This is a genomic window from Paraburkholderia phytofirmans OLGA172 (assembly GCF_001634365.1).
Taxonomy (GTDB): domain Bacteria; phylum Pseudomonadota; class Gammaproteobacteria; order Burkholderiales; family Burkholderiaceae; genus Paraburkholderia.
On sequence record NZ_CP014578.1, the window covers coordinates 689,158 to 701,793 of the forward strand.

Sequence of the window (12,636 nt, forward strand, 5' to 3'; positions counted from 1 at the left end):
ACGCGACGGCGCCACACCGATCGATACTGTGGACGAAAGGCCATCCAAGTGGGGTCGCTCCCTTTGATTCGGATTACTGGGGGTCGACCCTCGGGCGTCGTTTCAGAATCACTTCGGCCCAAGAAACAGGCATTTTTCGCGCATACGTAGCATTTTTTGTTCCTGCAGGTTTTCTTTTTGCGCGTCCGCGGCTATCCTCTGCGCCTGGTTGTATGAAGTAGTTCCATACCCACGTCCAGACCTGCGACCCGCTTTGTCGTTCCGCAACATCGCGCTCGTGCGCTGTCCAGATCACAGCGCGAAACGCGGACAGTCCGAACTCCTTTCCTGCTTCTCAAGATTCACATTCAGCGGCCGTAATTCATTCGATGGGTGACGCATCGCGCTCCCTCGAACTGATCCGGGCGGCCGTGTCTCGTAGCGGGTCTTGTTTTTAATTCCCATCGTTTTTAACGAAGGAGTGCCACGTTTTGCGTTTCAGATTCTTCAAAACAATCGGGCTTGCCGGCCTCGTGTTCGCGGCCTGCGCCGGTCAAAGTAACGCTGCCTGCGTCAACAGCCCGTCCGCCCAGACGGACGCATCGTTTCCCAGCAGTTTGACCGGCAAGGTGGCGTACCACAGCTACGTAAGTTACGGCGACGGTACCAGTCAGATTTTCACCTACGACTTCTCGGCTCGCACGCTCACGCAAGTCTCGAAGAGCACGTGGGGAATCAAGGACCCGATGAACGCGGTGTTCAGCCCGGACGGAAAATGGCTCGCCTTCATGGGCGTGACCAACAACGCATGGAACGTCTTCATGTGGCAGGTCGGCTCGACCAACGCGCCGATTAATCTGACCAACAGCACCGGCCAGACCCGCAACGAAGATCCGAAATTCAGCAGTGACGGAAGTTTGCTGTTCTTCAAGCAGAATGGCGACGTGATGCAGGCGACGCTGTCGTTCACCAGCGCCGGCCCGACGTTGACGTCGGTAACGGACGTGACGAACTCGGCGCCCTCGATCGAAAACTCGATGCCGTTTCCGACGCCCGACAGCAGCGCGATTTATTACGCCACCGGAACCGGCGCGGGCCTCGGCCTGTATAAGGAAATCCTTGCGACCCACACGAAGGTCGCGTTCGATACCCCAGCGGGCCTGTCGACCTACTATCCAATCGTCCGCGCCGACGGCACCGTCTTCTATGCGCGCTGGAAGGACGCGACGAGCCAGGCCGACCAGATCTACTCGAAGCTGAACCCGGGCGACACGCCCAATCAGCTGCCGATCAACGACTGCAAGAGCAATAACTCCGATCCGTCGCCGGTCAGCAATACCAGCTATGTGTTTTTCTCGTCGACCACGGCGGGCGGCTACCAGCTTTACGTAGGCGACGCGAACACCGGCAAACGCTGGAGCCTGACGCAGTTCGGCGTCAATGCCGACAGCACCAAGGCGAAGCTCGGTTCCAACTACTACGCGGGCGCGAGCACACCGGCAGCGGGCCTGCTGTCACAAGGCAAGACGGCCACCGCTTCGTCCAGCTATAACACGAGTCTCACGCCCGACAAGGCGTTCGACGGCAACACCGTGAGCACGCGCTGGGACTCGATCGAAGGAAGCAGCGCCGGCACGCAATGGCTCGCGGTGGACCTCGGTGCGGTCAAGAACATCACCAGCGTCGATCTGTACTGGGATGCCGGCGCGAAGGTGTACTCGATCCAGACCTCGAACGACAACGTGAACTGGACCACGATCTACTCGACCTCGAGTGGCGTGGGCTACGGCCATGTGTCGATCCCGGGCCTGAAGGGCAGCGGCCGCTACGTACGGATGGTCGGCACGCAGCGCGCGACGCCGTGGGGCTATTCGCTCGACGAGATGCAGGTCTGGGGCTACTGACGCGTCCCGGCAGCCGGCGCCGATTCACGCTCCGATGCGGCGCGCCTGCTCCAGCAACCGTTCGCGCTCGCTTGCGTTGCGCGTCATCGCGGCCGCCCGCACGAATTCGCCGCGCGCTTCATCGATCCGCCCGAGCTTCGCGAGCAGGTCGCCACGCGCACTCGCCAGCCCGTGATAGATAGTTCGCGCTTGAGGGCTTCGCCGAGTGTTTCGATCCGGCATGGCAGCGGTTCGCCATGGACAGCCTGCACGCGTTGCGCAATCCGGGCAAGCGTCAACGACTCGGCTCTTGCCACGTGGAGTGCCGTGGCGACCATCGCTTCAGACAACGCCCGTGGACGACCACCGTTATGGCCGCCGATCAGGCCGCACACCCCGCTGTCCCGTCATGCGTGTGCCCAGTTGTAGATCGTTTGCCCGCTACCACACACTTCATCCGCTACCCCGGCATCAAGAAGCATTAAGAAGGCGCTAGGTTAGCGAAATTCAAACAGATTTATCAGGAAAACTTAGTGTGTTCCCGCCATTCAATGGCGGAGACGAACTGATCCTTACCTGACACTTTCGGCCCTTGGCCCGTCGATTGCCGGCCGGTCTGAAGCTGTCTTATTTCCGTGTTTCACATCTGCAACATTAATCACCATCTTTATATTAAGTTTGGCGGCTATGGATGATTAAAATAATATTGCCGGCTTTCAAGGCAATTATATTGAAGGCCTGTTCTTTATTGGTCGGCCATATAAATCTTCAGAAGAAATCCGGCCGCGCCGACGCTCGCTAAGTGCTGCCGCGACGAAAGCATTTGTGCTCGCTGTGGCGCCATGGAAGCAAAAAAACACTGAATAAATGCGTGGAAGTAGTCGAGTCAAATTGCAAGTGCGCTATTTTCGAGTGGTCGCGTAGTGTGCGCTGCCGTACGCATTCACCGTTTTGTTTACATTAAGATTGGTAAAACGCCCATTCATTCAGCGGGGAATCGTTGTCTGATTAATTGCGAAGCAGCCCAGTTCCTGGATTCCGAATTGCGCTGCCCGGCCACCTCACTGATACGCCAATATGTCTGCGCTTTCGGCCATGGCGGCTAAATGCTAAATACTAAATGCCCGTGACTATGACGCACCGCACAGAGCCGGCGGTTTTGTGGCAGTAAAAAGTGACGAGTTGCTCCGTTTTCTGTTGAGAGGATGACTATGACCTGTGCGAGTATCGAGTCCGCAATGCTGCGCTGGGTGCATGCTCCGAACAAGGGTGTGCGTCGCATCGCGATACTGATGTTCAACGACTGCTCGCTACAAGACGCAGGCGTTGTTGCCGAGGTCTTCCAGGCAGCGAATGAACTGGCTACGTCCGGCTCGGGCGCCCGGTTGTACGACGTTTCCTTTCTCTCGACCGATGGCGGCATGGTGACCTCGTCGTCCGCACTGCGGGTATGGACGGACGGACTCGACGCGCGCCATTACGGCGGTTTCGATGCGTTGTACCTGGCGGGCGGCAAGGGCGCGCTCGCGGCCGCTCGCGACGAGCGGCTGATCGCATGGCTGCGCTGTGTCCGGCACAACACCGGCATGATCCGGCCGATCGGGGAGGGGCGTGCGCTGCTCAAGGCGGCTTACGCACACGACAGCAAGGAAGGCGGCGATCTCAGTCAGCAGACGAATGGCGCGCTGCCGTCTGAATCGGCCGCCGATGCGGGCGACCGTCTCGAATCGATGCGAAGCGCGCTGGCGATGATCAAGCGCGACCTCGGCGGCGCGACCGCGCGCACGGTGGCCGAACGGCTGCTCGCCGATTCGTTCTCGAACCTCGCGCCGCTCTTGAGCGAAGACGGTGGTCTGAGCCCTGGCGATAAAGTGCGCGCGGCGGCTCGGTGGCTGCAGGAGAATTGTCAACAGGCGATTTCGATCGCCGACGCTGCGCAATTCGCCGCGATGAGCGAGCGCAACTTTCTACGCCGCTTCAAGATGGAAATGGGCATCACGCCTTCGAGCTTTCTGTTGCACGAACGCCTCGCGGTGACGTGCAGCCTGTTGACCGAATCGGAATTGCCGGTCGACAAGATTGCCCGGCGCACCGGCATGGGCAACGGCGACCGCCTCGCGAAGGTGTTCCGCAAACGGATGAGAATTTCTCCCACCGAATTCAGAATTCAAAGCCGCCGCCTGGTCGGCGAATAGCGCGCACGGAGTCAGCCTGACGGCCGCGCGAGCAACGCGGTGTCGGGCAAGTAAACCGCTGTATCTTTTGGCATTATAAGGAATCCGAAAATGTCAACTCAGGGAGCTGGAAGCGCCGCGTCGCCCGGACCCGACGACTCGGCGGCCGGAGCGGCCAGCGCGCCTTGCGCGCGCATCGTCCCGGTCATTCTTGCGGGCGGCTCGGGCACGCGGCTGTGGCCCGTGTCACGCGAAAACTTCCCCAAGCAACTGATCGATGTGGTCGGCGCCGACTCGCTGCTACAGGCCACCGCGCGGCGCATGGAAGGCTTTCCCGCAGGCTGGAACGTGGACGTGTCGCCGATCATCGTGTGCGGTGAAGAACATCGCTTCGTGATTGCCGAACAGCTTCACGAAAACGGCGTCGACGCTCGTCTCGTGGTGGAACCGGCACGCCGCGATACGGCGCCTGCTTTGACGCTGGCGGCATCGCTCGCCTGCGCGGACTGCGGCGATGCGATTCTCGTGGTGATGCCGGCCGACCATTCGATTGCGGATGTGCCGGCATTGCAGGGCGCGCTCGCATGCGCCGCGCGCCACGCGGAGCGCGGTGCGATCGCAACGCTGGGCGTGCCGCCCACGCGTCCGGACACGGGCTTCGGCTATATCCGTATTGGTGCCGAGCTGGGCGACGGCGGCCATGCAATCGACGGCTTCGTCGAAAAGCCCGCGGAAGAAATCGCCGCGCAGTACGTCGCGGCCGGTACCTATTGGTGGAATAGCGGCATCTTCATCGTTCGTGCGAGCGTGTGGCTCCAGACGCTGAAGCACCTGCAGCCCGACATGCACTCGGCTTGCGAGCGCGCTTTTAGCGGCGGCCGGACCGACGGCGCGGTTTTCCGTCCGCTGGCGGACGCGTTTATCGGCGGCCCAGCGGATTCGATCGACTATGCGGTGATGGAGCGTCTGACCGACAGCGCCGAGACCGGCACGATCACCGGCGCCGACGGCGTGAACGGCGCGCACAGCCGCGCAGCAGTGGCGAATCCCGCCGGCGTGGTCGTCAGGCTGGACGCTGGCTGGTCCGACCTCGGTTCATGGGACGCGGTCTGGGCCTCGATGGAGAAGGACGCCAACGGCAACGCGGGGCGCGGACGGTTCACGTTCGAAGGCGCGGTGTCGAGTTACGCGCATTCGGAAGGACGGCTCGTCGCATGTGTCGGGACGGCCAATGTGGTGGTGGTCGAAACCGCCGACGCCGTGCTGGTGGTCGATCGCTCGCACGTGCAGGACGTGAAGGGGCTGGTGTCGCGCATCAAGGCGCAGCACGCGCCTGAGGCCGACGCGCATCGCAAGGTGCGCCGCCCGTGGGGCTTCTACGATTCGGTCGACCGCGGCGAGCGCTTCCAGGTCAAGCGCATCGTCGTCACGCCGGGCGCGCAGTTGTCGCTGCAACTGCATCACCACCGGGCCGAACACTGGGTGGTGGTGCGCGGCACCGCGCTCGTCACGCGCGGCGAAGAACAGTTCCTGTTGAGCGAAAACGAATCGACCTACATTCCGCTCGGCATTCGCCACCGGCTCGAAAACCCGGGGAAATTGCCGCTTGAAATCATTGAAGTCCAGTCAGGCTCCTATCTGGGCGAAGACGACATTGTGAGGTTCAACGACAACTACGGCCGCTGCTCCTGAGCAGCCCGCCGGGACTCATTGGCGAACAAGAACGGCAAGAACGAGGTAAGCGAGATGCGCAAGTTTCAGGATTTGCTCGCGCGAGTTTTCGATGTCGCGTTGGTGTTGGCGGGAGCGACGGTGGCGTCGCAGATCCGCTTCGATTACCTTGCTCAATCCGGGTTCCATTGGGCGCTGGTGATGTTTTCCGCAGCATTCGCGCTCGCCATTTTTCCGGCGTTCGGCGTCTACGAATCGTGGCGCGGCCGCTCCAAGCTGGCGCTGGCCGGCCAGGTTTCGCTCGCATGGCTGATCGTGCAGGTCTGCGCGCTCGGCCTGATGTATTCGCTGCATCGCAGTGACGCCGTGTCGCGGCTGTGGTTCTCGTACTGGACCGCCGTCACGGGCGGCCTGATGATCTCATACCGGCTGATCACGCACGCGGTGCTGGCGCACGCTCGCCGCGTTGGCATGAATCTGCATCAGGTCGCGATCGTCGGCAGCGGTTCGCAATGCGATGCCATCATTCGCCGCATCGAATCCGCGCCGACCGCCGGGTTTCGCGCGACGGCCGTCTACAACACGCTCTCGGAAGTGTCGGGCGTGTCGGCTGCGGCGAACTCGCGCGTGCCGGTGTTCGGCACCGTCGACGCGCTCGCCGACTACATCCGCAAGAACGACGTGCATGAACTCTGGCTGATGCTTTCGCTGAGCGAAGAGCCGCTGATCTGCTCGCTGATCAGCGAGTTCCGCGACGATCTGGTGAACATCCGCTTCGTGCCGGACGTGCGCAGCCATGCGCTGTTCGAAGGCAGCGGCATGGTCGACCTGCTTGGCGTGCCGGCGATCAATCTGGTCGCTTCGCCGCTGTCCGCGAGTTCGATGCTGAAGAAGGAAATCTTCGACCGTCTGTTCGCGGCCACCGCGCTGTTCAGTCTCGCGCCGCTCCTGCTGGGCATCGCGATCGCGGTGAAGCTCTCGTCGCGCGGGCCGGTGCTGTTCAAGCAGAAGCGCAAGGGCGCGGACGGCCGCGTCTTCACGATCTACAAGTTCCGCTCAATGCGTCTGCATACCGAGGCCAAGGGCACGCTCAGTCAGGCCACGCGCCACGACAGGCGTGTGACGAAAGTGGGCGCGTTCCTGCGCCGCACGAGCCTCGACGAACTGCCGCAATTTTTCAACGTGTTGCGTGGCGACATGTCGGTCGTCGGACCGCGTCCCCACGCACTCGAGCACGACGACCTCTATCAGAAAGTGGTCGCGGGCTACATCAATCGCTACCGGATCAAGCCGGGCATTACAGGCTGGGCGCAGATAAACGGCTTTCGTGGCGAGACCGACCGCATCGAGAAAATGGAGCGCCGCGTCGAACATGACCTGTACTACCTGGGGCATTGGTCGTTCGCACTCGATATGCGGATCATCGGCGCGACGATAGTGGCCGGACTGGTGCATCGAAACGCTTACTAAGACGTAGCTAACAAACACGCTGGGCGCTGCCTCTCCTGAGAACAGTCGCTGTGGCGTACGGAGGAAACATCATGAGCTCACTTGGACTACGCACGGGAAGTCTCCTGGTTTTCGCTACTGCGGCACTGCTTTCCGGATGCGGCAGCGTGCCCGGCCAGCGGATGATCACGCCAGCGGCGATTCAGGACACCGGCGGCGACTTCAGCACGGAAGCCTCGCAGCAGAAGACGGTACCGATTACCGATATCAACCTCGCGCTGCTGCGCAAGATGAATGCGGATCAGATGTCGGCGACGCTGCAGCCGGCGACGCTCGCGCTGTTCGGCAAGCCGCCCGTATACAGGGTCGGCCCCGGCGACGTGCTACAGATCGTCGTATGGGATCACCCGGAACTCGCCGCCGCGCTGGGACAGCCGACGCAGAACTCGCGCAGTTCGGATGCGACGGCGGGCTTCCTGATCGACGAAAACGGCAACGTGCAGTTCCCGTACGCGGGCAACATGCATGTGGCGGGCAAGGACACCGCGGCGATCCAGAAGGACTTGTACAGCCGTCTGAGCAAGGTGTATCAGAAGCCCGAAGTGACGGTGCGGGTCGCTTCGTTCCGCAATGCGCAGGTTTATGTGGACGGCGAAGTGCGCACGTCCGGCGCGCAATCGCTGAATGACATCCCGATGTCGCTGACAATGGCGATCAACCAGGCCGGCGGCTTTAACGCGACGGCGGACCGCAGCCGCGTCGAGCTGGTCCGCAATGGCGTCGTCAATCAGATCAACGTGGACGATCTGATCAAGCGCGGCCGCAATCCGTCGGAGATCTATCTGCAACCGGGCGACCTGGTACGGGTTGCCGCGCGTGAGGACAGCGGCGTATATGTGATGGGCGAGGTCAACAAGCCGGCGACCGTGCAGCCGATGCGCAACGGTTCGCTGACGTTGTCGCAAGCGATCTCGGACAGCGGCAGTTTCGACTCGAACACGGCCGCGGCGAGGCAGTTGTTCGTGATCCGCAATTCGACGAGCGAATCGCCGCAGATCTATCACCTCGATGCGACGTCGCCGGTTGCGATGGTGCTCGCCAATCAGTTCGAGCTTCAGCCGAAAGACATCGTGTACGTCGGACAAGGCGGACTGGTTCGCTTCAACCGTGTGCTGAACCTGCTGCTGCCTGCAATCAATGCGGCTGTGACGGGCGCGATCCTGGCGAAATGACCGCGCGCGCAGTGTGAACCCATAACTGGTGGGCTTTGGTGGGTGGAACAACATGGCAATCAATTTCGAACACCGCTACACCGGCTACACCGACGTGTCCGGACCGGACGAGCTTCATCTGTCGGACTACCTTCGCACGATCGTGCGCGGTTGGCGCACCGTCCTGACGGTGACGCTGATCGCGCTCGCGTTGGGCTGCGCGTATGCATTCCTCGCGTCGCCGACGTACCGTGCGGACGTGCTGTTCCACGTCGAGGACAAGGCGGCCAATGCCAATGCGAACGGCAAGGATTCCTTGCCGCAGCTCACCAGCATGTTCGACACGAGGCCGTCGACCGCGGCCGAGATCGAGTTGCTGAAATCGCGCCTGGTCACGGAGGACACGGTCAAAAAGCTGCACCTCGATATCACTGCGACGCCGCGTTATTTTCCGGTCATCGGCCGGATGATCGCGGGGTTGGTGAACGGCCAGTGGGGTTTCAGGCTGCCGTCGTTCATCAACCTGTCCGGCTTCGCATGGGGAGACCAGAGCATTGCGATGTCGCGTTTCGACACGTCGAAGGAGATGTACGACACGACCTTCACGCTGATTGCGGGCGGCGGCGGGACGTATGTGCTGCGTGACCGCAACGGCATTGCGATCCTGTCGGGCCGGGTCGGCGAGACGGTCGAAACCGATACCGCCGACGGCCCGATCGCGCTGCATGTCGACAAGCTGGTGGGCGCACCCGGCTCGCGTTTCGAACTGTCGCGCGCGTCGACGCTGAGCACGGTCAACCATCTGCAGAATGCGCTGGTGGTGGAGGAAACCACGCAGCAGTCCGGCGTGATTCGCGCGAGTCTCGAAGGCGGCGACAGCGCATTGACCGCGGCGATCGTCAACAACGTGGCGAGCGAGTTCATGCGTCAGGACATGGAGAGCCGGTCGACCGCAGGCGAGCACATGCTGGCCTTCCTCGATCAGGAACTGCCGGGCGCGCGCAAGGAACTCGACGAAGCGGAGCAGCGCTACAACAAGTTCCGTAACGAGCACGGCGCGGTCGACCTGGGCGAGGAAAGCCGCCTGCTGCTGCAACAGGTCGTCGATAACAAGACCAGGTTGCTCGACCTGCAGCAGCAACGCGCGGAGATGTCGCAGCGCTTCACGGCGAATCACCCGGCGGTGGCCGCGCTCGACGCGCAAATCGCCGCGTTGCAGGGCGCGCAGATCAACATGAATCGCAGCGTCGCGGCAATGCCCGATAACGAGCAGACCGCGCTGCGCCTGTTGCGCGACGTGCACGTCACCACGGAGCAGTACACGAACCTGCTCAACAGCGCGCAGCAGCTGCGCGTGGCGAAGGCGGGCCAGGTCGGCACGATGCGCGTGGTGGATTTCGCCGAAGCACCCGACGAACCCGTGCGCCCGAAGCGCATGCTGGTGATTCTGATCGCACTCGGCGGCGGCCTCGCGCTCGGCATCCTGCTGACCTTCCTCAAGCGTGCGATGTTCGGTGGCGTCGAGCGTCCGGATGAACTCGAAGGGATGCTTGGCCTGCCGGTGTTCGCGGTCGTGCCGCGCAGCCAGACCCAGTTGCGCCTGCAGCAACAGGTTTCGCTGCGCCGGCGCGGGCTGCATGTGCTCGCGCAGCAGGCGCCGGCAGACATCGCGGTGGAAGGCGTGCGCAATCTGCACACCTCGCTGCAGCTCTCGCTCGATCACGCAGAGAACAACGTCGTGATGATCACCGGCTCGCGGCCCGACGCCGGCAAGTCGTTTCTGTCGGTGAACCTGTCGGCGCTGGTGGCGTCGGCGAACAAGCGGGTGCTGATTATCGACGGCGACATGCGCCGCGGCGACGTGCATTCGCACTTCGGCATCACCCATCAGCCGGGTCTGTCCGACGTGCTGAGCGGCGGCGATCTCAACTCGATGATCCAGCGCGACGTGCTGCCCGGTCTCGACGTGCTCGCCAAGGGCACGTTGCCCGCGCATCCGGCCGAATTGCTGATGAGCAAGCGCTTCGAAATGATGCTTGACGAACTGAAGCCGCAGTACGACCTCGTTATCGTCGACACACCGCCGGTGCTGGCGGTGACCGACTCGACGCTGATCGGCAGATACGCAGGCACCACGCTGCTGGTGGTGCGCCACGGCCGCCATCCGCTCAACGAGATCATCGAGACGGCCAAACGGTTGCGCAATGGCGGGGTGGCGATGCGGGGCGTGCTGCTGACCGATGTGCCGCAGGAAGGTGCGTTTCTCGGCTCGGGGTATCAGGGCGGCTATTACGGCTACGACAGCATTGCGGGTTGAAGCTGGAGGTATTTGTCAGGAAGCCGAACCGGTCCACAGTTTTGGTTCGCGCATTGAGATTGGTATTGAAATGGGTATGGGTATCCGGGTTGGGGTTGGCATAGGCCTCGGGAAAACTTAATTTGGGAGTAGGTTCCATGACACGCAAGGTTGCGCTAATCACCGGCATCACTGGACAGGACGGCTCGTACCTGGCTGAGTTGCTGCTCGCCAAGGACTACGTCGTACACGGCATCAAACGCAGGGTGTCCCTGTTCAACACGGACCGGATCGATCATCTCTACCGCGATCCGCACGAGCCGGACCAACGGCTCTTTCTGCACCACGCCGATCTGACCGACTCGACCAGCCTGCTGCGCGTGATCCAGCGCGTCGAGCCCGACGAAATCTACAACCTCGCGGCACAGAGCCACGTTGCGGTGTCGTTCGAGGAGCCGGAATACACGGCCAACACGGACGGTCTCGGCACGTTGCGCATCCTCGAAGCGATGCGGATTCTCGGCTTGCAGGAGAGAACGCGTTTTTATCAGGCGTCCACGTCGGAACTGTACGGGCTCGTGCGGGAGACGCCGCAGAGCGAAACCACACCGTTTTATCCGCGCAGCCCGTACGCGATCGCCAAGCTGTTCGCTTACTGGACCACGGTCAACTATCGCGAGGCCTACGGATTCTTCGCGTGCAACGGGATTCTGTTCAATCACGAATCGCCGGTGCGTGGCGAGACCTTCGTGACGCGCAAGATCACGCGTGCGATCGCGCGCATCGCGGTGGGCATGCAGGAGACGCTGTATCTCGGCAACCTGTCGGCGCTGCGCGACTGGGGCCACGCCCGCGATTACGTGGAGATGCAATGGCTCATGCTGCAACAGGACCAGCCCGACGATTACGTGATCGCCACCGGCGTACAGTACAGCGTGCGTCAGTTCGTTCAGCGTGCGGCCGCTGAACTGGGCGTCACCGTGCGCTTCGAAGGTACCGGCGAGAATGAAGTCGGCATTGTCGAAAAGGTCGAAGGGCGGGAGATCAGGATGTCGCCCGGCGACGTGATCGTGCGGGTTGATCCGCGCTACTTCCGGCCGGCCGAGGTCGACACGCTGCTGGGCGATCCGTCGAAGGCGCATGCCAAGCTGGGCTGGCAGCCGTCCACGCCGTTCGAGCAGATAGTCAAGGACATGGTGCGCTCGGACTACCAGATCGCACGCCGCGACGCGCTCGTCACGCTGGCTGGCTTCACCGCGCTGGAGCACCACGAGTAACTGCAATGAACGGGCAGGCACGCATCTTCGTCGCGGGCCACCGTGGCGTGCCTGGCTCCGCGCTCGTCCGTCGGCTTGCCGCCGACGGCTATAGGAGCGTGATTGCTCGGACGCGATCCGAGCTTGACCTCGCGGATCAGGCGGTCACCTCATCGCTGCGATCTCACCACGGCGAGCGGTAGACAGAGCGCTTGCCTGCGCCGTACGGATCGGCGTAGGCGTTCTTCGCCGCGCCCGCGGGCAGCAGATCGGCGCCCGCATTCGGACGGCCCGGCTGGGCGGCGCCGCGTAGCGGGTCGTGGGCGCCCGCCGGCGCTTTGCGTTGACCCTTGCCGGATGCGGGCTGTCCGCCCGTGACGGTCATGCGTTGCTCGTCGCGTAGCGCATTGTCGATATTGCGTTGCGTGCCGCCGTCGCCCTCACTGTATTCGCGTGGTGCGCCGAGCAACTGCTGTTCGCGGTTGCGATTTTTTTCGGTCTGGCCAAAGGGAACCGGCGCCTCGGCGCCGTAAGCATTGCCAGGTATCGCGGCGGTTGCAGCGCTATTCTGCGCGAAAGCCGGTGCGGCGGAGGTTGCAACGGCGACCAGCATCCATGCCGCGGTAAGCCGAATCGGAGTGGTCATCGTGGCCCCCAGGAAGATGCAGTCGGGTTGAATCTATCTTGCGCCGCGTTGCCGTTTCTGGTCCGCGCGCC

The 12,636-nt window shown here is 62.6% G+C and carries 8 protein-coding genes and 1 pseudogene; 7 read left to right on the forward strand and 2 right to left on the reverse strand.

Translation table 11 applies throughout. The features are described from left to right. Nucleotides 1–494: 494 nt before the first annotated feature. Nucleotides 495–1,883 (forward strand): discoidin domain-containing protein, encoded by a 1,389-nt coding sequence (locus AYM40_RS02935; RefSeq protein ID WP_236720968.1) that lies wholly within the window; start codon nt 495–497, stop codon nt 1,881–1,883. Nucleotides 1,884–1,907: 24 nt separating this feature from the next. Here the strand turns inward: AYM40_RS02935 and AYM40_RS02940 are convergent. Continuing rightward, nucleotides 1,908–2,060, reverse strand: a pseudogene (locus tag AYM40_RS02940) (RNA polymerase subunit sigma-24); the annotation flags it as partial. Nucleotides 2,061–3,073: 1,013 nt separating this feature from the next. Here AYM40_RS02940 and AYM40_RS02945 point away from each other — a divergent pair. From AYM40_RS02945 to gmd, 6 genes are all read left to right on the forward strand, one after another. Next, nucleotides 3,074–4,057 carry a helix-turn-helix domain-containing protein gene (locus AYM40_RS02945; RefSeq protein ID WP_063494913.1) on the forward strand — a complete coding sequence of 328 codons (984 nt, stop codon included), beginning with the start codon at nt 3,074–3,076 and terminating at the stop codon, nt 4,055–4,057. A 90-nt stretch (nt 4,058–4,147) separates the two neighbouring features. Then, on the forward strand, nt 4,148–5,728 hold the full coding sequence (locus AYM40_RS02950) for a sugar phosphate nucleotidyltransferase (RefSeq protein ID WP_063494914.1): 1,581 nt from the start codon (nt 4,148–4,150) through the stop codon (nt 5,726–5,728). Nucleotides 5,729–5,782: 54 nt separating this feature from the next. Next, the gene (locus AYM40_RS02955; protein WP_063497812.1) at nt 5,783–7,177 is read left to right on the forward strand and encodes an undecaprenyl-phosphate glucose phosphotransferase; all 1,395 of its coding nucleotides are present in this window, start codon (nt 5,783–5,785) and stop codon (nt 7,175–7,177) included. 71 nt (nt 7,178–7,248) lie between these two features. After that, entirely contained in the window at nt 7,249–8,388 is a 1,140-nt protein-coding gene (locus tag AYM40_RS02960) for a polysaccharide biosynthesis/export family protein (RefSeq protein ID WP_082854918.1), read from the forward strand. Between the two features lie 52 nt (nt 8,389–8,440). Continuing rightward, entirely contained in the window at nt 8,441–10,684 is a 2,244-nt protein-coding gene (locus AYM40_RS02965) for a polysaccharide biosynthesis tyrosine autokinase (RefSeq protein ID WP_063494916.1), read from the forward strand. Nucleotides 10,685–10,821: 137 nt separating this feature from the next. Continuing rightward, the gene (gene gmd / locus AYM40_RS02970; RefSeq protein WP_063494917.1) at nt 10,822–11,940 is read left to right on the forward strand and encodes a GDP-mannose 4,6-dehydratase; all 1,119 of its coding nucleotides are present in this window, start codon (nt 10,822–10,824) and stop codon (nt 11,938–11,940) included. A gap of 163 nt (nt 11,941–12,103) precedes the next feature. Here the strand turns inward: gmd and AYM40_RS02975 are convergent, their stop codons facing one another. Beyond that, on the reverse strand, nt 12,104–12,565 hold the full coding sequence (locus AYM40_RS02975) for a hypothetical protein (RefSeq protein WP_063494918.1): 462 nt from the start codon (nt 12,563–12,565) through the stop codon (nt 12,104–12,106). Nucleotides 12,566–12,636 lie beyond the last annotated feature (71 nt).